Source organism: Serratia sp. CY82433 (genome assembly GCF_052166535.1).
Lineage (GTDB): Bacteria > Pseudomonadota > Gammaproteobacteria > Enterobacterales > Enterobacteriaceae > Serratia > Serratia sarumanii.
In genome coordinates this window covers 702308-726117 of sequence record NZ_JBJNOR010000001.1, presented here as the reverse complement: position 1 = coordinate 726117, position 23810 = coordinate 702308, and the positions used below count along the sequence as shown (strand labels likewise).

Below are 23810 nucleotides of genomic sequence, written 5' to 3'. Positions count from 1 at the left end.
AAATTCGCTCTACATAGCCTCTATATTCCGCGACAAATGTCCATGCATTTACATCTATCTACGTCACGAATAGTGGAAATTAACTATAAGGAATTATTGTAAACTATTGTCAAGAAGGAATTAAGCCAAAGATGTAAGCATAGCATCATGGCAATGGATGAGTCAGGAAAGACCAGCACTAAGTAAATTAGTTTAATACTGGGGTTTGGGGTTTGGGGTCTGTATAGAACGGGATGTTTATGGTGACGTGTTGGACACTGAATTTAGACTGGGATATTCAAGCCACAAAGATCTACGGAATCCCTGAAAGATGATGATGTGGCAGGAGATGTTGAAGAGCTTAGGATTGCCAAACGGCAGAATTTCACACAGTATCAAGGATGATGATGATAGTGGATTTATTTCGAAATAACGGGATTAATTAGCATATGAAAATGGCACGAAGTCAAGCCCCACTAAAAAATACTTATAGCTGAGAAAATCGTTATCGAAAAATAACCCCTCAGTATTCAAGAGGGGCAAGCTTTACATAATTTTATTTTCAAACATGATCAAGCGTTAAATAACATTGAGCAACCAATCTTACAATACTATTCAAAATTATTTTTCCCTTTATGATTAGTTATGATATAAAAATAAGTAAGTATTATAAAACTGTCAACCGTAAAGAAAGAAACCGTTGCTGTAAATATAGCTACAATAGCAACATCATAACTATCCAGTTTAAGTATCAAAAAAGCAAATATCACTCCAACAAATCCAAGTAACCCCATGTCCATAATTAACCCGGACAATCCAACAGCAGGAATTAGACCTTGATCAGTAAGGTAACCGACCAGGGGCTGGTAGTCTACAATGCAATTGTACTCTGTGTTGCAGCCATAGAGAAGATTGCCAATGTTCATATGGAGCATAAGATATGATGCTGATAAGCGGTGAGCTATGGAGTCATTAACCATAAAGTAGCTCGGTGCCCCAATATTTAAAAATTGCGCTAGTGACACGAAAATGACAATAAACCCGATAAAGGTGACAATAACTGGGACCTTTCTCAATAATTTTCTCATCGGGTAAAGAATAAAGAAGAGAACTAGTGTAATCGAAGATTTCGAGAGACTGAAAAGATAACCAAGAAGAAAAAGTGATTTCTCGATAAAATTGAGTTTATTATCCCTAGTGCGTATCATGAAAGAAATAATTAGCAGAGAAGCAAAAAAACCCGCCTCTCGTGATAAACCTGACATGCGGGGAAACAGGAAAAGCGTGTATTGATTCGTAAAAGTCATCGTTGCAAACTCGCCCCAGAAAAACTTCGATATGGAGCCTGGGCCAATCGCAGCAGAATAAGAGGGATTAATCTGATATGCAATGAATTGTATTACACACCATACTATCGATATTAACATGCAACAATAAACTTTATTGGTAATAGGTGTTCCTACTTTGACTAGATAAGATACCCCCAAGATAAGAACAAAAGACTTAAGCGCCAAATCATATCTAAAGAATAAAAAACACATGCTTAACCAAATAAAGACACAAAGCAAGACAGCCTTTGAGACCGCCCTGAAAGATCTTATATATTGATAATCAAAAAATACTAGCGGAATCCACAAATAAATCGTCGTATTAGCAACAAAGGGACTTAAAGGGCTTGCAATTATAAATAGTGCTATTAACCACCGTAAGGTTTTTAGATAAAAAGACTCACTACACTTACTGTTCTCAAGAAGTACATTCTCAGACACTATTGTCATCATATTTCCTTTCTTAGAAACTTATGACAGGTTAAAATCGTTATAAAAATATGCACTTAACGGATAAACGCAAGTGCATATAAACTCAAATCACTTAATAAGCGCCATCTTTTTTAAGCACGACATTAATAGTTTTAAAAAGGATAGCGATATCGTTCCATAGTGCCCAATTCTTGACGTACCATGCATCAAAATAGACTCGGGTATCATAATCAATATCATTACGTCCACTAACTTGCCATAGTCCCGTCATGCCAGGTTTCGCCATCAAATAGTAATCAACATCGCCTGCATAGCGCTCAAGCTCTGCCTCAACTATAGGTCGCGGTCCAACCAAACTCATTTCGCCAATAAAAACATTCCAAAGTTGTGGAAGTTCATCAAGACTGGTTTTACGTATGAAAGAACCTATCTTAGTAATACGCGGATCATTTTTTAGTTTAAAATCTTTATCCCATTCTTCACGTGCCACCGGATCATTAGCAAGTAATTCAGCCAAGACTTCTTGCGAATTTACAACCATTGAACGGAACTTTAAACACTTGAATTTTCTTCCGTCACGGCCAATTCTTTCATGACCATAGATTGGCTTTCCGCCATCACGTGATACAGTATAAGCTAAGAATAGCAGTACTGGTGACAAAACAAGCATTATTGCAAATGAACCGAAAATATCAAAGATACGTTTAAGAAAACGCGATGAGCGCTTTGCTAAATTATTGCTGACCCTAAGAATCATCACTTCATGACTAAAAATAAATGACATGTCAGTACCGTAAAGGGGTACTCCTCGTAAAGTAGGAATGACAGATACTGAACGACAATTGTGTTTTGCTAGATTTTTTAGCCACCAATCACGCAAGTTATGTTGCTCAAATTCGAGAGCCACAATGAATTGAGTATTTTCTATGTCTGCAATTTCCCATAATTCCTTTTCACTATTAATTACAGGAATACCATTATATTCTCTTTCACATGGTGAATCTGTGCACACAAACGCGGAAACGTTGAATCCTAACACTTCTTCACTTTGTAAAGCAGCATATGCCTCAAATGCGTTACGGCCAGACCCAATGATGATAGTGTTTTTTTTCCACAAATTAAGTTTATTCAGAATGTGTTTGGCTAAGCTACGACCTAGCGGAACGGCAACAAGGATCAGCGTCCAAGTAACCAACCATAGTAACCGAGAAAAGTTCCATTTTGAGAATGCAACTAATGCCAGATCTAGAACCGCGAAAATTAGTAATGTTCTTATAATTTCTTTCAATTCAAACCAAAAAGGCTTCCGGTAAGAATAGTGTCTGAGTCGAGTCCAAAACCATCCTATGCAAATGACAGAAAGAAAGAAATGAGATAAAAACCTCATATTCATTTCGTTCGCAGGAATAAAAACAGACACGTTATCAAACACAAAACACACAATAAAATAAGCAAAAACAATTGCTAAATTAAAAAACAACAAATCAGCCGCAGCAAGAAATACTTTTGGGAAAGCCCCCCCAAAAAATATATTATTTCTTTTCATCAGTTTTACCCATTCCTGAATGGCCTTAATCGCCTTATGAAAACTCGAACAAAATAAAACACTACATTTATCTCAGCTAATGCATTCTATTCGAGAGCCCACCATAATAAATTAGTATACAATTTTCTTGCTTTCTTCAAACTGTTCCCATTTGGATGAGATATATTCACCCATTTCCTTCTTGAAACGTTCACTTGAAAATTTCATCGCATGATTTCGACAATCTTCAGCAACAAAGTTATCTTTTATTTTTTCAAAATGCTGGACAGCAGCTATCACAGATTGAGGCGTTTGCTGATCAAATAGAATACCCGTTGGGTGCATAACTCCAAACGGCCTTACCGTTTCGAGAGACCCACCTTTTCCGTAAGCAATCACAGGAGTGCCACAAGCCTGGGCTTCTACTGGAGTAATACCGAAATCTTCTTCCGCTGCAAAAATAAATGCACGAGCCCTTTCCATATATTTTTGCATTACATCATTGGTTTGATAGCCCAGAATTTCAACATTTCCGGCTGCTTTCGACTTTATTTTTTTCATCTCACTACCATCACCAATCACAACCAACTTTTTATCTGGCATGCCACTGAATGCATCAACAATAAGATCGACTCTTTTATAAGGTACGAGGCGTGATGCGGTGACATAATAATCTTCTTTCTCTGAGCAGAAGTTGAAACGCTCGACATCCACAGGCGGATAAATGACATCTGCATCACGTCCGTATACTTTTTTTATTCTGCGAGCAATAAATTGAGAGTTTGCCACAAAATGGTCAACGCCATTAGTCGTTCTGCAGTCCCAAATCCTAATTTTATGTAGCAACCATTTTGCAAGCATTCCCTTCAACCCGCGGTCTAAACCAGACTCTTTTAAATACTGGTGCTGTAAATCCCACGCATAGCGAATTGGTGAATGAACATAACAAATATGCATTTGGTCAGGGCCTGTGAGTACCCCTTTTGATACAGCATGTGAACTAGACAGAATAACATTGTGATTAGAAACATCTAGTTGCTCTATGGCAAGAGGCATTAATGGAAGGTATTTTTGGTATGATCTCTTCGCCCTTGGCAAAGTTTGTATAAACGTAGTTTTGGCTTTCTTGCCTTTGAAATTAATACGTGACTCATCAGATAAGAAGTCAACAACAGAATATAAATCAGCTTCTGGATAAATTTCAAAAAACTCTTTAATAACCTTCTCTGCACCGGCATACGTAACTAGCCAATCAGCAACAATTCCGACGTTGATTTTCTCTTGAAACATAGAAATCCCTTGAGTCATAACATTTATTCTCAGATGAACTGATGCAACATTAAACGGATCAGTTTCTAATTTAAGCAATCAACAAGAGTATTCAATTGTTGCGCTGAGTTAACCCAAGAAAATCTTTTAACATTTTCGCGACCTTTTTCAATTAACTGAACACGAAGCGTTGGGTTATCTCTTATCATATACATTGCATTAATAATTTCAGATTCATTTTCAGGATTGAAGAAGATTGCACTATCCGACAAAACTTCGGGCATTGAAGCTGCGTTAGATGACAGAATGGGGCAATCGCATGCTTGCGCTTCCAAAGGAGGAATACCGAATCCCTCATATAGAGAGGGGAATATGAATGAATATGCGTTTGAATAAAGTTCAACGAGTTCTTCATCTGAAACCCGACCAAGAAATTCAATTTTATTTTTACAATTCCTGATCAACTCATCCAAATCTATGCCACCAAGATTTTTGCTCTTCTTACCGATTATTTTTAAAGAGTAACCATCAAAGTTTTCTGCCTTTGAAAAAGCTTTTATTAAACCATGAAAATTCTTATGAAAACTAGGAGAAGAAACGGCCAAAAAATATTTATTCGGACCCAGGGAGTTAGAGATTGTTAATTTTTTTTTGAAAATGTCACTCGATGCATTATAGATGACATTTATTCTATTTTTTCCATAGTGGTAAACACTCTCAATTTCATCCTTAGAAAACTCACTAACCGTTATTAATGCACGACTATTCTTTAGCATCAAAGGAATAAAGGTGTTATAAATAGAGCGAAACTTCCATGAATAACTTTGAGGGAATTTTTTATACGTAACATCGTGGTGTGTTACGATCTGGTTTCTATAAAAAACTGGACCAGTATTACCAAGATTGATCAGGAGTCCTCCTCCACTATTCTTAAGGTAATTAGGAAGGGTTATCTGCTCCCAAAAGTGCCCTCCTCTCTCTCCGATTTTTACTACATTAAGCTTAGATGCTATCTCGTCTCTCAAAATATCTGGAGGTGCTAGGAATACAACATCGTTTCTTATTTTCTTAAATTCAAGACTAATTTGCTCTGCAAATCGCTGTACTCCAGTCAGATTTTGCGTTAAAAATCTCGCGTTGACATATATCATAACCAGATAAACACCTTATTTTTGACTATTATCTTTTTGAAAAAGCATGTGATAAATTAGGGTAAGAAAGAAATCTTACCCTAATGTAAAAACTAAACTCTAGCTTTTATACTCATATTGATAATAATCATAATAGTTAGTAGCCCGTCGCTCAACAGCATTCAAAATAATACCTTTAACTTCAATGCCATTTTGCTCAAAACGCCTCATACTTACTTCGATCTCTTTAACGGTATTCATCGCAAATCTGGCAACCATTAAAGATGTTCCAACGTGGTGACCTATGATAGCTGCATCAGTAACAGCTAAAATCGGAGGCGTATCGATAAGCACGAGATCATAATTTTTAGTAGCCCAATCAACAAGGTCTCCAAAGCGCGAGGTCATCAATAGTTCAGCAGGGTTAGGTGGAACCTGGCCACGAGAAATGAAGTCCATTCCTTCTATGTCAGTTTTCTTTATCGAGCTCTCTATTCCTATTTTCCCAGCTAAAATATCTGATAAACCATTTGTCCCTTCGAAGCCCAGCAAACTATGCGAATAACCTTTTCGCATATCGGCATCTATAATAAGAACCCTTTGCCCTGTTTGAGCAATAACAGCAGCTAAGTTAATGCTAACAAAAGTTTTACCAATATTAGGACTAGCACCAGATATCATTAAAGCATTATTTTTTGCCTCAAGCATTGCGAAGTGCAAACTAGTACGAAGACTTCGAATAGCTTCAATCGCTAGGTCTGCAGGGTTTTCTGTAGAAAGAAGATTACCTTTGCCTGGTTGATGACGTTTTTTATAGTGAACAAACGTCTCTCTATCTTTCTTTTGTTGCCATTCAGAAAACGGAATGCTCGCATATACGTTTATTCCTTCCTGTTCAAGCTGCTCTGGGCTTTCGATTCCCTTATGCAACATTGTTTTTAGCAAAACAATACTGACGGATATCAGCAAACCTAAAATTGTTGCAATGATAATAATTAACAACGTACGTGGTTGTACAGGTTTGATCTGAGTGATTGCAGGATCAACCACACGGACATTACCAACTGTACTCGCTTTGGTGATGCTTAATTCTTGCTGTTTATTTAATAACTGCATGTAAATTTCTTTACCTGCATCAACATCACGTGTTAACCGAATTATCTCCTGCTGAGTCTTCGGCATTCCATTAATTTTCTTATTTAAGTTACCTCGCTCTGTCTCCAATGTTTTACGCTTTTCTAACAATGCCCGATAGGCAGGGTGCTCTTTAGTGTAAAGCTTGGATATCTCGGCTTCTTTGAAAGTTAGCTCGTTGAGCTGTGACTCTGTGGATACGATAGTATCCAGCATGGATTTCGCTTCAAGAGAGAGATCGACAGAAGAGTTTTGTTGCCTGAAAAGATTCAGCTTGTTTTCAGCCGTATCTAGTGACTCTCGTACGATTGGTAATTGCTCTTTTAAGAAAGCCAGACTTTTTGCGGCCTCTTCCGACTTTCTTTCGACATTTTGCAATAAATAATTATTACTAATGCTTTGCAGCACTTTTTTGCCTTGAACGGGATCAGTACTCAAATAACTGAGATTAAGAACGCCGGTATCCTTTCCCTTATCCACAACAGTCAAAGCTTTTAAAACTGTATTTATCGCATTAATCTTGTGTACTTTTTCAACAAAAAAAATCGTTTCGGGAACCGCATCTATATCAGTTACAAGTAAACTAGCATAATCCGATGTTGATAGTGTGCCTACTTGCCCTTTAAGAATTTCCGTATCATCAGCTGACAGAATATAATTATTTTTATCGACAACCTTAAGTTCCATCTGCGAACCAATCAGATCTTCACGTACATTAAGGCGTGAGAGTGCAATTTTGGGTTCTTTCTCTGAGATTAGCTGCTCCCAGGCGCGACCAAGAATAGGGAATCTTTTGACAGAAACTATAGTATCGAGACCAAGATCATCGACAGTTTTCCCTACTACCATCCTAGATTGGATCAATTCTATTTCGGTCGATGAAGTACTGGAATCATTATTAGAGATCATTTGTGACAGATCGCTAAGTATCGCATTCCCTGCCTTATTTTCAACCTGAATTAAAGCATCTGATTGATAGACGGGAGTTGCGAATATGACATATACCATGCTCACAACAGAGAATAAAAGGGTTATACCAATGATCAACCAACGATGATCAATTAGTATTCCAAATAATCTGCCGAGATCGATGTCATCCTGACCATTGCCAGTAGTGCCAGCTCTTTTATTTTCAGTCATTGTCATCTCTATTCATCAATTTAGTGCTTTAACCCATTTCTGCGCTGACTCAGCTAACAGCTTATAGACAAACTCAAAGACTTCGTCGCTCTTACGATAGGGGTCGACGACTTCTTTTCTATCGTTCCAATGGCCATAAAGCATCGTTTTTCCACGTGCTTCCGGTGAGAATTGGCACACAGCGTCAATGTGTTTACGTTCCATAACAAGAATAAGTGAGCTTTTCCTGCACATTTCGGTGGTTAGTTGGCGTGCAACATGCCCATTCAGACTTAACCCATGTGCATTAGCAACATTGATGGCTTTAGCATCAGCAGAGTTGCCAACTAAGGCCGAAATGCCTGCAGAGCTAATATCTTTGTGAGGAAGCAACTCCTTTAGTAAACGTTCACCGATAGGTGAACGACATATGTTTCCGACACAAACAATTAAAATTGAATCAAACATGTCTCAATTCCTACGGCCAGTTTCGGATACGCAAGCTAGCTTCGGTTAAATTATTAAAGCTAGAGATTGTAGGAGCAAGCTGTACTATGACACGGTTCCAACGAACGACAGGTGCAGCTGTAACATAAACAACATCATAAGGCTGTAAATGGAATTCAGTACCCATTACCATAGCGGTAGCATCAGCCATATTAAGTTGATATATATCCGCAATCTTTTTTCCCTGCGTTCCACGCAGAGGTCGAATAACAAACACACCTGTTGCATCAGCAGTGTTTTGATCCAAGCCAGCAGAATTGCCTAATGCTTCTGTTAAGGTCATACCACTGCGATCCATTTTTAATGTCGCCGGGGATTTGACTTCACCCATAACAAAAACTTTCAAATCATCGTTACGTGGTACATAAATGATGTCACCAGGATAGAGCAACTGATTTTGCGTTAAATCACCATTTTGCATCAACTTTTGAAGTGATAGTATTTGCTCTTTACCATTGTGTGTCAAAACTACATTTCGCCAGTCGGCATTAGCACTGAGTCCACCTGCCGCATTAATGGCATCCAATACTGTCAATGGAATATTGGTAATTGGCTGTTGACCTGACTTCTCAACCTCACCAGTAATATAAGCTTTCTGAGATCTAAAGGCAGCTATATTCACATCCACTTGGGGGCTTTCAATATATTGGGTCAGACGACTAGAGATTTCACTTCTTACCTGGCTGGCTGTTTTCCCTGAAACTTTAACCTTACCTATGTAAGGGTAGAAGATGGTCCCATCGGATTGTACCCAGTTACCGGTATCACTCGCACTACGATACTGGCCTGCAGGCGTAGTTAGTTCTGGATGATCCCACACTGTGATGTTTAAAACATCACCAACGCCAATTCTGTACTCATAATTCTTCGTTGCTTGCTCTAATAATACGTTAGGCTGTGCAACCACTTTTACCGGTCTAAGTTTGGCAATAAGCGAGGGAGTCAAAGGGTAAATGTTAACTAGTTCATCAATCTGAAAGTCACTATCTTCTTGTTTAACAACATTTTTGCTATCAGTTGTTAGGTGCTGACCGGGTGCAATTGCACACCCCGTTAACATAGCTCCGTATACAATGATTGCTAAAGCTTTAACTTTTGGGTTTATCATTATTGATCACTACCATCTGAATATTTAAGTTAAATTTTTGGCGTTCGCTGGCGAATGTGAGCGATTATTTTACTCCGAAGAGCCATCACAGAATCACCACTGACATCATATAGGCTGTCCGTAGGTAAGTAATCTAACATACCATCCCTAGCAGCAGCAATGATTGGCACATTTCTTTCCAAAGCTTCCAGCATGACAAGCGGTACGCCTTCGAACAGCGATGGTATTACCAGAAAATCAATCTTGTTCTTTTCTGCCACATCCCAAGAGTTGGTTGCCCAGCCATGAAAAACCATCGATATGTTGTCTGGTAATTTTCCCTGCATGTTTTTTAAATTTTTTAGATCTGGACCGTCACCAACTACATGCAATGCAATTTGATATTCGCCAATCCCCGAAAGGGCTTCTACTAATACATCATGCCCTTTTTGATGAAATTGCACACGGCCAATGATGAAAATATTAACGACATCAGTGACACAAAATTCTCGCACAGTGAAAGATGCTGAGGTTTTTTCAACGAAATTATGAACAACAAGGACTTTTGCTTTCCTATTCCTATTTATTATTTCTTTTTCAAAAACTTTCGATATCGTTATATAATTATTACATAGCCTATAAGCTAAGGTTGAAAAACTATCTTTTAGCCATGCAGCTTTTGCCGCCATTCTCTTGAAAGAATGAGCATATGGTATATAACTACTCACAGTTTTATTAAGCAATCTCCCCGCGACAAAGTAACCCAGTCCCTGGAGAATATCACCCTGAACAACAATTATTTTACTTCCCTTTGGGGTTGAGCGTAGCAACCTGATGCAGCGTGATACGTATACAGGATTAAAGAGAGCATGTAGGAACTCGGGTTTGAATAAATTGGCTTTAAATGATTCGTACGCAATTTCATTTTCAAACAGTGTTTTTTTTATTTTTAGATTATCGATAGGAACATACGCCAGAAAATTTCTTTTTTTAAATTCTTTTTGCTGCCTCAGTAACTTGATAAGTTCTATCGCCATAATCTCATGTCCTCCCACTATTTTGGAGGGGAAAATGAAACATACTGGACAATCGTCAAGCGCTGAAGAAAAGAGTTTAATATCACTTTCTATCATATCATTCATACGCAGGGCTACCCGTACCTATACTACGATTTGGTTTTTATTTATAGGCAACATTCATAAAAAAATAATGACTACTTTGTTGTGTTAGCTAAAACTCAAAGCAGTCCTTATTTATATATTACAAAACGTCTATGTCTATAGCGACCAAGAAAAATCATCCAACTAGAATATGGTGAGCATCTGAACTGAAGCTTTATAAATAAATAAAACAAAAGTTTCTATGACCATATCCATATAATAACTAGAATTTATTTTCGAGGTATTCGGTTGAATAGCATGCTACTGTGTAGCATCAAGAAATTAGCTCTGTGCAAAATCTTTGCATTTTGCTATCAATTCATTTGCATATTGAAGGTGAATGTCTTTGTTTTTGATAAGAGTTCTAAGCCCTATTTTTTCACCAGAATACTCAAAGTTTGTAGTCGACTCAGCTTTATCATCAACATCAATTCTATTGAAGAAGTCAAACAGACCATCAAATCGACAATTGTCGACCTTATTCTTAAAACCGCCATTAACGAAGATAACTGGAGTTCCCATTGCCAAGCACGGTAATGCTGTGTGAATTCTCGACGTCACTACCAGTCTTGCATTAGCCAAGCGTCGCAGGAAATCATCGGCTAACTTAAACCCTTCCTTCGCATCAATATACGGTATAATTTGTGTTTCAAACTTGGCTTGCTCTAATAATTCTGCATCGAAGTACTGATTTAGTATTTTTTTACGATGGGTGAATTCAAATGCCCGTCCATTTAGAATTCGTTTACCGAATCGAAGAGGCTGACGAATTAGCTCAGGTAACGTTTTGGAGTCATACATTACGTCGATGAAATATACATCATCAGTAACTTTATTTCTCTTGTATGACTCTCCTAAGGTCAATGTCATGCATCCTGAGTAGTATGCATCAATCCCCTTTTTTTGCAACAAATCACGAGTGTAGAAATCGCGACAACCTATGGGTGAGTATTTTTTGAAATGCTCGATTGCTGCCGGGGTCAACATCTTTTCTGCAACCGTCGAGTTAATGTGTATCGATACATATAGCGGACAGACATTATCTGATGGAGGGAAATTTTCAGGTAAATCCATGTACCAGGCATTCATAATCATTTTGGCTTTATTGCCTGCATATGAATTCATATGGTCACGAGGGATGAATTTATCTACATGAGGGAAAAATTGTTTAGCCGCTGTACTTTGGACATAGTCACCAAGGTTAATCCAATTTCGCTTAACATATACTTCACTTTCATAAGTTAATACACCATACTCATTATTCATATTTCAACCTTAATATATTAAACCCGTTTAAATCGATTTTTTATCATATTGATAATGTTTACCCTCTCTTTTTTGCTCACGATAAACAGAGAAAACATGATCAAGACAGCAAAGAAGTTAACTAACGTTAAACTAACGACCCCAAAGAAACCACCTACCATATAATAACTACAGTAATGACTTAAAAGAATACAAACTAAAGCTACAAATACCAAGCGAGGGAAGTCATAAAATAAAAAACGATTGACGCTAATCCCTATGGTTTTACTTACATAAATGACTCTAAATATCAACAAAGATAAAGTGCAAACTATTCGTGCAGAAACTGCAATGTAGATAGAGTAGCCGGAAAAATAAAGAATTAGGGTGAGTAAGAGAGAGAGTAACATGATTGAAGAAACTATAATTTGATAGTTCCTAAGCCTCCCGACTGCATAAATTGCAGTTACATAAGGCCCCGACATTGAATCTATCAGAACATATATGGAAACTATTTTTATAAGACCGACCAAATACTCAGGAGGAGTATTTAGCCAAATTCCAGCAATAACTTTTGCATCAATAAAAACCGGTATTGCAGAAACCATGACAACAAACGCTGTTAATTTGCAGGATAGCGATAAAAGAGACTCAACTTCATGATGGTTACCAATCGTATACTGCTTTATTATTTGAGGATTAAATGCTGTCTGCAAAGTACCGATAATTCTATTAAAGGCAATCAATATTTGTTCTGCTAGCCAGACGGCACCGTTAGCTACGACTCCTACAAAATAGTAGGTTAGTAACGCAATCCCCTGAGACAACCCTACAACGCTTAGTGACCCCAGCATCGACCAGCTAGAGAAGAAGAAAATTTCCTTCAGCAAACTCGCACTATCCTTCTGGCGTAGATTTATTTTACAAATACTTAACCGAGAAGTACAAAACTTAAGATAAACCGAAAAGACAAGAAAGTAGCCTATTAGCAAGAATATCGCATAGCCGATGATTTTATTTTCAACCGCCGAGATCGAGAAAATAAACACCATAAGCCATCGCTGGAAGGCATCAAATATACCGATTTTGGCGAATAAATCCATTTTTTCACATGCAATCATTGATGCTATAAATGGCGTTTGCATTATTTGAAAAAGCAAAGAAAGAATTGATATTTGATATACCCAAAATATATCATCTAGCCTTGCTTCTGGTACTTTTAACTTATGCAGTAAAAACCAAAGTCCAACTGTCTCTGCAACGACAATTATCAAGGCACATATGATTAAATGAACAATTATACTGACGTTAAATACTTTATTCGTCCAGACGAAATCCATCTTCCCCAAGCCAACAGATAAAAAACGCTGTGTAGCCAAAGCCGAAACATTCTGAATGAACGAGAACAGTACGATTATACTACCGACCAGGCTATACAAGCCGAAATCGTAAACCCCCAAGGCTTCCAGAACCATTCGTGATGTATATAGCGTCGCAAACATGATTAACAACATGCGGCCATACAGCATGAAAGTGTTTTTCGCCATTAATTTTTTATTTACCACTTAGAGTTCTCTTCTCAGTAGAATAAAACTGACGTCGAGCGCCCATAATTCACCTCCCCTTTCAGCCCCTATCCTTATGATGTAAAGAACACAATGAATTGCGGTTCTAGGTAGATCACATTGAGGCTTCATTTAACCGAATTACATTATCATAAACAATGAACTAACTTTCTCTTGTTAACATCAAGGACTGTGACATAGCAAAAAGAAAGACGAGCAAACTCTCGATTGCTCGACTTGTTTAAATAATTTCTATACTGCTGTAGTTACTTAGCTGACAGCAATCCAAAATCAAATTGTCTAAGCCATTCTCGAAATGCGTGACCCTGTGTAGGGTGGCGTAATCCATAAGTCACGAATGCCCGTAGATAACCTAGCTTTTCACCGCAGTTAAACGACTCACCAACTAATTCAGTGGCCTCGACCGTCTGATGCTTCAGTAACTCGGCTATCGCATCCGTCAACTGAATACGTCCCCAGGCACCCGGCTCGGTTTTTTCCAAAATAGGCCAGATGGCGTCTGACAGTACGTAGCGCCCAACAGCTGAATAGTTGGATTTCAGTTGAACACGGTTGTCAGGCTTTTCGATGATAGCGGTAATAGGTGAGGATTCGCCTGACTGCAACGTATTATTCTGGCACTCCACAACAGAGTAATCGCGCAAAACATGCTCATCCACAGGTTGTATCAACAGCTGGCTCAATCCCGTCGCTTCGAAACGGGAAATCAGGTGTGCCAAGTTATCTTTTTTCAGATCGGCTTTAGCATCGTCAAGCAACACATCCGGCAACAGCACCACGAAAGGAGCATCTCCGATCAATGGTTTGGCGCAAAGCACCGCATGACCCAACCCTTTAGGTTGCCCTTGCCTAATATGCATCAACGTTACGCCTTTCGGCGTTATCGATTGGACTTCATCCAATAACTGGCGCTTAACACGAGCCTCGAGCATCGCTTCCAGTTCAAAGGACGTATCGAAATGGTTTTCTATTGCATTTTTAGATGAATGCGTAACCAAAATGATCTCTTTGATGCCTGCCGCTACGCACTCATTAACAATATATTGAATCAAAGGCTTATCGACGATCGGCAACATCTCTTTAGGAATCGCTTTGGTCGCTGGCAGCATATGCATGCCAAGGCCAGCGACAGGAATGACAGCTTTCAACTTCGTCATGCTCGTCCTCTTCAATCTTGTGAACGTACTCAGCCACATGTTAGTTGTTATTCAAGGCCAGCTTCAACCATCGCGAGAAATCCTCACCTTCTGTGGCATGGCGTAGACCGTATTGCACAAAGGCCTTCATATAACCCAGTTTATCGCCGCAGTCGTGTGATTTACCGCTCATATGAAAGGCTTCCACTATTTGCTCATCCATCAGCATGGCGATAGCATCGGTCAACTGGATTTCATCGCCGGCGCCAGGCGGAGTTTTCTCAAGTAAAGGCCAAATGTCTGCGGAAAGCACATAACGGCCAACAACAGCTAGATTTGAAGGAGCGTCCTCACGAGCCGGTTTCTCTACCACCGCCATCATTGGTGCACTTTCACCCGCAATGAGCGCAGCACCCGCGCAATCTACCACGCCATATTTAGATACGTCTTCTTCCGGTACCGGTTCAACCATGACTTGACTGAATCCCGTCTCATCAAAACGCTGGAGCATTTTGGCCAGATTTTCTTTGCGAAGATCTGTCTTTGCTTCATCCAGTAAGACGTCCGGCAGGAGAACTACGAAGGGGTAATCACCCACCATCGGTTTGGCGCACAATACCGCATGTCCAAGTCCTTTCGCTTGCCCTTGGCGAACCTGCATCACGGTCACATCCGGTGGGCAGATGTTTTGTACTTCAGCCAACAGCTGGCGTTTTACTCGCGCTTCCAATACTGCTTCTAATTCGAAAGAGGTGTCGAAATGGTTCTCAATCGCATTTTTTGAAGAATGTGTGACCAGTACGATATCTTTGATACCGGCGGCAACACATTCGCTGACAATGTATTGGATAAGTGGCTTATCAACCACTGGTAACATTTCTTTAGGGATCGCCTTGGTTGCAGGCAACATACGCGTCCCTAGACCCGCCACGGGGATCACAGCCTTTAGTCTTTTCTGCATGTCCACTTCCACAAGCAATTAACTGATTTGTTTAGCATAAACCACACCAATCGGACAAAGCATGGCAATACGAAAATTCATTCAGGCACGCTACCGCCCTTGGCTTAAAGCTACCAAAATGCTGTTGGTTGCGAATTTACTGGCAATTACCATCACACTTCTACGAACCACGAAGTTTGTATGCCCACATGAATGTTTGCGACTCACAAAACGGCAAAAAGTGTGTGCCTTATAACCAAACAATGCTAGTTGTTGCCATTTATGAGGCTAAGATTCTTATACTATTAACTTACTGATACAAGCCTTAGATACCTGTGGTTAGGTGTTTTCAGAATAAGACTACTAACGATCTGTATACAGACGAAGTGTAGCATAGGGATTTATTTCAACGATCTGATTTATTTAAATTTTTAGTCATGTGTTTTTTATGAACAATTGGCCTCATGTGACCCGCTCTTCGTTGTTCACCCCATCCTGACGTTAGTAATTTCTTCATGAGCGACATGATGCCCCGCATGAAGAAGCGTTTTGCCAGCGAACAGCTCATCAGTATTCTCCGTGAAATCGAAGCGCGTATACCTGCCCGTGAACTTGACCGTAAGCATGCGATCTCTGAAGCTACCTTTTATACTTGGCGTAAGAAGTTTGGCTGCATGGAATTACCTGAATTAAAACGTCTTAAGTCACTTGAAGAAGAGAATGCTCACCTCTAGAGGTTGCTCGCAGAATCCATGCTTGAAAAGGAAACATTACAGGCTATGCAGCGCCGAAAGTACTGGCAACAGACCACAAGCAGGTAGCTGTTGTAATGATGTGTGAAGCGACGGGCCTGTCGCAATATCAGATCTGCTGGCGGGTTTGTACTTGTCAACGAGTCGCGATGAAGCGCAACGTCGACGACTGATGCGAATTTATCTGAACGCATCACCGAACTGGCACCGGAGCGCAGACGCATCGGTTCCCGCCGTAATGGCAGCCACTGCGTCGAGAAGGTCTGCTTGTTATCCACAACTGATATGACTAACTGGCAGTTGTATCTGATCTTAGGGAGCAGGTCACAAGATCTATATACCGTTATACCGTTGCTCGGTCATAGTGGCCCCCTCAAGCGCGTTTAGGATTATGGGGGGCTTGTGTCAGCCTAAATGCCCGTTTTCATCCACTTCCTCTGATTAAAGTTGAATTTTGCCGCCTCAACGCCCATCATTCCCGAGCGGCATAAGCCGTAGAACTTACAGGTGAAATTGGGCGTATGGAATGGATCGCTGATCCAACAATTTGGGCCGGCCTGGCCACGTTGGTCGTGCTGGAAATCGTGCTGGGTATAGACAACCTTGTCTTCATCGCCATTCTGGCGGACAAACTACCAAAACAACAAAGAGATAAGGCCCGTGTCGTCGGTCTGTTGCTGGCGCTGGTCATGCGTCTGGCGCTGCTCGCCTCCATCTCGTGGCTGGCGACGCTGACCAAACCGATGTTCATCGTCGCGGAGCACCCCTTCAGCGGTCGCGATCTGATCATGCTGGTCGGCGGGATATTCCTGCTGTTCAAAGCCACCATGGAGCTTAATGAGCGGCTGGAAGGCAAAGATGAAGAGCAGCACGGCGCGCGCAAAGGCGCACGTTTCTGGCTGGTGGTGGCGCAGATCGTGGTGCTGGACGCCGTTTTCTCGCTCGACTCGGTGATCACCGCCGTTGGGATGGTCGATCACCTGGCGGTGATGATGATCGCGGTCTGTATCGCCATCGGCCTGATGCTGCTGGCCAGCAAACCGCTGACGCGTTTCGTCAACGCTCACCCGACTATCGTTATTCTATGCCTGAGCTTCCTGCTGATGATCGGTTTCAGCCTGGTGGCGGAGGGCTTCGGCTACCACATTCCGAAAGGCTATCTCTACGCGGCGATCGGCTTCTCGGTAATGATCGAGGCATTGAACCAACTGGCGCAGTTCAACCGCCGTCGTTTCCTGTCAAAGGTGCGGCCACTGCGCGAGCGCACCGCCGAGGCTGTGCTGCGCATGCTGAGCGGCAAACATGAAGAAGCGGAGGTCGACAGCCATTCCGCCAACCTGCTGGCGGACAGCGACAGCGAAAACGGCGAGATCTTCAACCAGCAAGAGCGGCGAATGATCGAACGCGTGCTGGGCATGGCGCAGCGCACCGTCAGCAGCATCATGACCTCGCGTCACGACGTCGAATACCTTGAGCTGAACGATCCGCAGGAAAAGCTGACGCAGTTGCTGGAGCGTAATCAGCACACGCGCATCGTGGTGGTGGAAAGCAGCGCCAGCGATGAGCCGTTGGGCGTGATCCACACCATCGACGTCCTCAAACAGCAGCTGGCGCAGGCGCCGCTGGATCTGCGTGCGCTGATACGCCAACCGTTGATCTTCCCGGAACAGCTCACGCTGTTAAGCGCCCTGGAACAATTCCGCCAGGCGCAGACGCACTTTGCCTTTGTGGTCGATGAGTTCGGCTCCGTCGAAGGCGTCGTCACCCTGACGGACGTGATGGAAACCATCGCCGGCAACCTGCCGGAGGCCGGCGAAGAGGTGGACGCACGCCACGACATTCAGCAAAACGAGGACGGCAGCTGGATCGCCAACGGCTATATGCCGCTGGAGGATATGGTGTTGTACTTGCCGATGCCGCTGGAAGAAAAGCGCGAATACCACACGCTGGCGGGGCTATTGATGGAACACAGCCAGCGCGTGCCGCAAGAAGGCGAACAAATCAGGATCGGTGACTACCTGTTCGAGCCGTTGGAGGTCAACAGCCACCGCATCCTTAAAGTGAAGATCACCCCGCCTCTCCCAGCGGAGGACTACGAGGTTTAACACAAAGGCCGGGCATTGCCCGGCCTTTGTGTTACTGGGGAACCAGCAGCTCCGTCGCCACGATCACCACCACCAGCCCGACAATCACCGGCACCGAAGTGCGCTTCACCACGTCGAACGGCGAGATTTTCGCCATGCCGGAGACCGCCACCACCACACCGGAGACCGGCGACAGCGTGCGGCCGAGATTAGACGCCTGCAGCATCGGGATCACCAGGTAGGCCGGATTCACGCCCATCTGCGCCGCCAGTTTCGGGATCAGTTCGACAAACGCATAGAACGGCGCATTGCCGGAGCCGGTGGTCATGGCCGCCAGCATGGTGATCACCACCAACACCAGCATCATGATCAAACCGCCGGTGCCGAACGACTGCGCCAACCCGATCAATCCGCTGATAAAGCCGACGGTGCTCAACCCCTGCGCGAAGACGCCCGCGGCCACCAACAGCATCACCACGCTGGCGAATGCGTCCGCCATGCCGCGATACGCCACTTCCAGGCCGCTGAATACCTGTTTGGCGCTGAAGCTGCGCACGAACTCGATCGCGGCCGCCAACAGTATGCACCCTACCAGCACGGTGATGATGTGCAGCTCCGGCCCCCATTTGCCGTCGAAGAGCAGCACGCCGAGGATCGGCGTAAACGGCAGTATCGCGTAGAACCCCGGCGCATGCGTTTTGATTTCGCTGACGTCCACGATGTGATGCTGTTCATCACTCTTCCTGTCGAGATAACGCTGCCAGAAAAAGTGCGCCACGGCCATGCAGACGATGGCGGCAATCGAGATAGGCAGCGTGGTTTTGAACGCGAAGTCCACCAGCGGCATCTCCGCCGCCTTGGCCGCCAGCACCACGTCGCCGGAGGTCGGCGCCAGGATAATCGCCGCCGGCGAAGCGCAAATGGCCGCCGCCGCCCCGCGGCTGATGCCAACGTTCACCATCAATGGGAACAGCGTCGCCATCAGCAATACGCCGAGACCAGTGGCGGAAGAGACCGCCAATGACATCAGGCAAGCGACAAAATAGGCCGCCACCATCAGCAGATAAGGCGAGTTGATCATCTGCAACGGGCGCGAGGCCAGCTTGACGACCACGTCGTTGGCGCCGATATGCGTCATGTAGGCGGCGAAACCGCACAGCATCATGATCATCATGCCCAGATCGCCGCCGCGGCTCATCAGCAAGATCTTGACGTATTCGATAATATCGGTCGCGCGCCAGCCGGTAGACGCGGCGCCGGACGGCAACAGCGTTTTCCCCATCAGGGCGCTGATGCCAAGCAGCAGTAACCCGCCCACCATCAAGACACCAGTGGCGGAATATCCTTTGATGATGTAACGACCTACACAGGCAGCAACGATAATCCCAATAGCGAGCTCAGTCATAAATAACCCCAAAGAAAATAGACAAATAATAGACTAAGGAAACGCCACGACTTAATCGTGATGCAAATCAAACAAAATAGGAAATATCGCAATAAATTGATACCCCCTTGAATGACAGAACAATCCTAATAATAAATTTTCTTCATTTTCATAGATAACAATGCCATAACATTTGGAAAAGACATTTAACAACTTAATGTTTACAAGCTTTTATCAGATGCTATTATCGTTAACATCCTTCATCTTACATTGTGTTTCATGGGTGGACATATGAACAGAAGAGATCTGGTAAAAACTATCATAGCGGGCACCTCAGGTATTTTAGTAGCGAAGTCCTATGCGGCAGAGACCGTAAAAAGCATCGAATCCAACAGTACGGAACAAGACTTATCTTCAAGTAACAATTTATCTGTTCTCTCGTCAAAATTATCCGGCTATGATGGTGCTAAATATATAGGTCGTTGCCCAGATATTGATACATTAAGAAAAATAACCCCCCAATTTCCTGGGCAAAAAATTGATGTCGTTAGCTTTTACTCCACTAATGATATCAAATCAACAGGTGGAGGAGAGTTTTACTCAGCTCGTTCAAAAGATCTAAAGGAAAAAAATGGAATTGTTATTAGAGTAGATGAAATCTGGTGCTGGATAAGAGTTGATTCCGTATCAACAAATATTTGGCCAATTGAATGGCTAGGTGTCAGGATTGGTTCACCTCAGTACGGCGAGGACAATTCAAATATACTCCAAGAATCCATGGTAAATAACTATCGAGTTGAGCTGATTTTTCCAAGTGGAGTCACTTATCTTAAACCAGGCATATTACGGATACCGGGTAATTGGGCCGGAGTACTGAGAGGGAGCAACACAAGAAACTGTATAATATCACCAAGCGAGGATCCGAAAAATCCCGATGTGATACTTTTAGAATATAATCATGAGAAGATCTTCAGTTGGGGCTTGAGGATAGAAAATATTTCTTTCGATGGAAATAACTATACGTTGAGTGCACTACGCATTAGTAACGTCGGATATATTTACACCAACAATCTACAGATCTACTCTTTTCATGGTTGCAATCTTTGGCTAGATAAAGTACAAGATTCCGTTTTTGAAGCAACCAATATACAAGACGGTGGATACTCTACCGGTGATGTTAGCGACAATTCACAAACGACGCATCCGGCATTATTACTAACAAGCACCATCAAAAATGATGCGTGTAACATGATAAGATTCAACAACTGTCAAATAGAGAACAATAAGTGCAGCCCTTATGTTCGCATTAAAAGTGGAATTGGGCTCATGTTCACCCAAACACATGCCGAGGTTAGAGATCAAAATCAATGGGCAAAGAGAGACTTTTTAGAAGTTGATAATGCAGATGTACAAATAATTGAACATGCTGGTTCTCGCTTCAGAAACGCTGTATTAATTAAAGGCTACGGCGCAACCACGATAAGCGGGGGGCGTGCATTAGGTGGTGATATTAAGACTCTGGCTGAGGGGAAAAGAGGCAATATTTCTTTATCCAATTGCCGCGTAGGGAACATAATAATTTCGGCTTACTATGGAAATCATCAGTTCTCAAACGTCTACGCAGCTGATGTCATATTAAATAAAACGGCAGGTTCTATAAGATGGTTTGGCGGCTCGATAGGTCAACTGTCTGTAAATGGCTCTGTCAATCCATCCCTAGGAGTTCATTTTGATGGAGTTATCGTATCTAAAGACGTATATTTTAATGACAAACTCAATGACAGAAAATTATCTCATTCATTTATAAATAGTACTGTACTGGGAAATATGATTTTTAACTGCATTAATGGCGTTTATTACGCTAACAATGTTGCAGGGAAAGAGTTAATTGGGGCCGAACAGAAAATTTCAATCCCAAGTAATGTGCGAACAATTTACAGTAATGCAGTGCCAACATCAGGTAGTTACAATCAAGGAGATAGAGTCATAAATACCCTCCCCATAGCTGGTAGTTGGGACGGTTGGAGATGCGTAGAATCAGGTTCTCCGGGTGTATGGAAGGGGTACGGTAAAATATCTGATTAATTACAGTTAATTGCCCCTACAGGAATGATAGTACTTCTCCCATAGGGGCTAATATCACAGCTTGTCGAGCAGCTTCTTCAGATCCTGGCCTTCGCGCGAATCCTTGTTCTTTTCAGCCCATTTGTTCAGCGCATCTTTAGCCCGATCCTGCAGCGTTTTGCGCAGCACCTGATCGACCTGCAGTTGGTAATTCAGCCGTTGCCACGGCCCGTAAACCCGCAGCGGGATCGGCGTTTTTTGCAGTTGCTCGATCAGTTCGCCGCGCCCTTGCCAGCCGCCTGTAACACGCACGTTAAGCGCCATATCGCACTGTTTTCCCGGCATATCGATACTGCCGGCGCCGGTCAACGCCAGCAAAGGCGAATCCGCCATCAGGCTGCTGAGCTTGACAGTGCCCTGGCTCAGGCTGGCCCGCGCCGAGACGCTTTTGACTTCGGTATAGCGCTGATAGCTGTCTTGCCCGCGCACGCTGTTATCGTTGCGCGCCACCGCCTGTTGGATCAATTGCTGAATGTTCAGGCCGTGCAACTGCGCATCCTGCATTGCCAACTGCGCCGTACCGCGCCAACGGTGCTCAAATGACTGTGAAGAAAGGCGATCGCCGGTCAAATCTCCTTTCATGCTGAATTTGCCGGTCAGCATCTGCGGCATGTCGAAGGCTTTGAGCACCGTGCCGAGCTCAACCTGGTTCAGGGTCGGCTGCACGTTTATCACCGGTTTATTGCCGCGAGCGTCGAGCGTTCCCGGCAAGGAAAAATCGCCGCCGGCCAATTGCCCGGCAAGTTTATGCAGCGTCAACAGGCCGCGTTGATTATCCGCCGCGACGGCCAACTGGGTAACGTTCATACCGCGGTAGGTCAACTGCGCCGCCTGCAGATTCAGCCGTGCATTGAAATCGCGCAGCGCTTCCAGGTTCTGCTGCCGATCGTCATCCTGGCTGGCGATCACCGGCGCGGCGGTCACGGCGGGCTGCTCGGCGGTATTGATGCTGGATTGCCAACCGGAAAGCGCGTCGAGATCGAGATTAGCCGAATTCAGGTTCACCACATAGCCGGGCACCGCCCCCAGGCTGGCGCTGATATCGCCGGTCAACTGGCTGTTATTGGCACTGACGTTCAGCTGGCTGACGGCAATCTGCGCCGGCGTCTGCTGATAGACCACCTGAGCATTGCCCTCGCCTTGAATACCGCCGTTCGGAATATCTGCCCCCGCCAATTGGTAATTGAACTGGGTCACCTTGGCACCGATCTGGTGCGGGAACTGCTGCAGATCGATATCGGCCGCCATGCTGAAGGCCAGGTCGCGCTGATCGCGGTTGACCCGGCTGGAGATGTCCAGCCGCGCCTGCCGTTTCTCCGTTTGCTGCAGGGTAAGATTGATGTCCCGGACATTGATTTGCTCGTTGTCGGCGCGCTGCCAAATCAACAGGCTGTCCACGACGCGCAGGTTATCGATATCGAATTTCCAGGCCGCGTCTGCCGCATCAGCGCCGCTGCCGGCCGGCGCAATCGGGGCGTCCACTTGCGAGTGCTCTTCACTGTCGGGGGTGAGGCGAATGACGGCGTTTTTCAACATCACCTGTTTCACAAACAGCTGATGCGACAGCAGCGGCAACAGTTTGACGTCAAGGCGCATGTTTTCCGCGCTCACCACCGGCGCCTTGGCGCCCGGCGCGGTCAGCGTCATGCGCCCGGCCAAAATGCTGAGCTGCGGCCAGATATGCCAACGCAGGTCGCCTTCGAGCGTCAGCTGGTAGCCGCTCTTCTGCTCGACCTTTTTGACCATGTAACCGCGAAAATCATTCGGATTGACCAGCAGTACCAGCGCGGACATCCCCGCCACCACGACCACCAGTAAAATCGCCAATGTCGTCAGTAATCTTCTCATGCCACCCTCTTGTCAGCGCCACACCGACGGTGCATCCCGCG

General features: G+C 43.5%; 16 protein-coding genes and 1 pseudogene. 3 read left to right on the top strand and 14 right to left on the bottom strand.

Annotation, left to right across the window (positions count from 1 at the left end; genetic code table 11):
• Nucleotides 1-590: 590 nt before the first annotated feature.
• The 12 genes from ACJ8PI_RS03605 to galU all read right to left on the bottom strand — a co-directional run bounded on the left by ACJ8PI_RS03605 (nt 591) and on the right by galU (nt 15598).
• Nucleotides 591-1757: a hypothetical protein gene (locus ACJ8PI_RS03605; RefSeq protein WP_047568482.1), complete on the bottom strand. Its 1167-nt coding sequence runs from the start codon at nt 1755-1757 to the stop codon at nt 591-593.
• A gap of 94 nt (nt 1758-1851) precedes the next feature.
• Nucleotides 1852-3285 carry an undecaprenyl-phosphate galactose phosphotransferase WbaP gene (gene wbaP / locus ACJ8PI_RS03600; RefSeq protein ID WP_164134074.1) on the bottom strand — a complete coding sequence of 478 codons (1434 nt, stop codon included), beginning with the start codon at nt 3283-3285 and terminating at the stop codon, nt 1852-1854.
• Between the two features lie 111 nt (nt 3286-3396).
• Nucleotides 3397-4554 (bottom strand): glycosyltransferase family 4 protein, encoded by a 1158-nt coding sequence (locus ACJ8PI_RS03595; protein WP_164134167.1) that lies wholly within the window; start codon nt 4552-4554, stop codon nt 3397-3399.
• A 65-nt stretch (nt 4555-4619) separates the two neighbouring features.
• Nucleotides 4620-5684, bottom strand: coding sequence for a glycosyltransferase family 4 protein (locus ACJ8PI_RS03590; RefSeq protein WP_164134073.1), 1065 nt, complete (start codon nt 5682-5684; stop codon nt 4620-4622).
• A gap of 99 nt (nt 5685-5783) precedes the next feature.
• Complete coding sequence (gene wzc, locus ACJ8PI_RS03585; RefSeq protein ID WP_047571665.1) at nt 5784-7937, bottom strand: tyrosine-protein kinase Wzc; 2154 nt, start codon at nt 7935-7937, stop codon at nt 5784-5786.
• 15 nt (nt 7938-7952) lie between these two features.
• Nucleotides 7953-8384 carry an arsenate reductase/protein-tyrosine-phosphatase family protein gene (locus ACJ8PI_RS03580; protein ID WP_047568487.1) on the bottom strand — a complete coding sequence of 144 codons (432 nt, stop codon included), beginning with the start codon at nt 8382-8384 and terminating at the stop codon, nt 7953-7955.
• A 10-nt stretch (nt 8385-8394) separates the two neighbouring features.
• Entirely contained in the window at nt 8395-9531 is a 1137-nt protein-coding gene (locus ACJ8PI_RS03575) for a polysaccharide export protein (RefSeq protein ID WP_072021577.1), read from the bottom strand.
• Nucleotides 9532-9560: 29 nt separating this feature from the next.
• Nucleotides 9561-10652, bottom strand: a complete 1092-nt coding sequence (locus ACJ8PI_RS03570; protein ID WP_047568489.1) for a glycosyltransferase family 4 protein — start codon at nt 10650-10652, stop codon at nt 9561-9563.
• A 300-nt stretch (nt 10653-10952) separates the two neighbouring features.
• Nucleotides 10953-11936, bottom strand: coding sequence for a polysaccharide pyruvyl transferase family protein (locus ACJ8PI_RS03565; RefSeq protein ID WP_047568491.1), 984 nt, complete (start codon nt 11934-11936; stop codon nt 10953-10955).
• 17 nt (nt 11937-11953) lie between these two features.
• Nucleotides 11954-13480 carry a membrane protein gene (locus ACJ8PI_RS03560; RefSeq protein ID WP_047568493.1) on the bottom strand — a complete coding sequence of 509 codons (1527 nt, stop codon included), beginning with the start codon at nt 13478-13480 and terminating at the stop codon, nt 11954-11956.
• Between the two features lie 266 nt (nt 13481-13746).
• Nucleotides 13747-14658 carry a sugar phosphate nucleotidyltransferase gene (locus ACJ8PI_RS03555; RefSeq protein WP_047571666.1) on the bottom strand — a complete coding sequence of 304 codons (912 nt, stop codon included), beginning with the start codon at nt 14656-14658 and terminating at the stop codon, nt 13747-13749.
• Between the two features lie 40 nt (nt 14659-14698).
• Complete coding sequence (gene galU, locus ACJ8PI_RS03550; protein WP_047568495.1) at nt 14699-15598, bottom strand: UTP--glucose-1-phosphate uridylyltransferase GalU; 900 nt, start codon at nt 15596-15598, stop codon at nt 14699-14701.
• A 515-nt stretch (nt 15599-16113) separates the two neighbouring features.
• Between galU and ACJ8PI_RS03545 the strand changes: the two are divergent.
• Nucleotides 16114-16607, top strand: a pseudogene (locus ACJ8PI_RS03545) (transposase); the annotation flags it as partial.
• Nucleotides 16608-16850: 243 nt separating this feature from the next.
• Nucleotides 16851-18434 (top strand): TerC family protein, encoded by a 1584-nt coding sequence (locus ACJ8PI_RS03540; RefSeq protein WP_164134072.1) that lies wholly within the window; start codon nt 16851-16853, stop codon nt 18432-18434.
• Between the two features lie 31 nt (nt 18435-18465).
• On the opposite strand, the gene dcuC is transcribed toward ACJ8PI_RS03540, so the two are convergent.
• Entirely contained in the window at nt 18466-19818 is a 1353-nt protein-coding gene (gene dcuC, locus ACJ8PI_RS03535; protein WP_164134071.1) for an anaerobic C4-dicarboxylate transporter DcuC, read from the bottom strand.
• A gap of 270 nt (nt 19819-20088) precedes the next feature.
• On the opposite strand from dcuC, the gene ACJ8PI_RS03530 reads away from it, so the two are divergent.
• Nucleotides 20089-21882 carry a hypothetical protein gene (locus ACJ8PI_RS03530; protein WP_074026878.1) on the top strand — a complete coding sequence of 598 codons (1794 nt, stop codon included), beginning with the start codon at nt 20089-20091 and terminating at the stop codon, nt 21880-21882.
• Nucleotides 21883-21936: 54 nt separating this feature from the next.
• Here the strand turns inward: ACJ8PI_RS03530 and asmA are convergent, their stop codons facing one another.
• On the bottom strand, nt 21937-23769 hold the full coding sequence (gene asmA / locus ACJ8PI_RS03525; protein WP_164134070.1) for an outer membrane assembly protein AsmA: 1833 nt from the start codon (nt 23767-23769) through the stop codon (nt 21937-21939).
• Nucleotides 23770-23810: the final 41 nt, after the last annotated feature.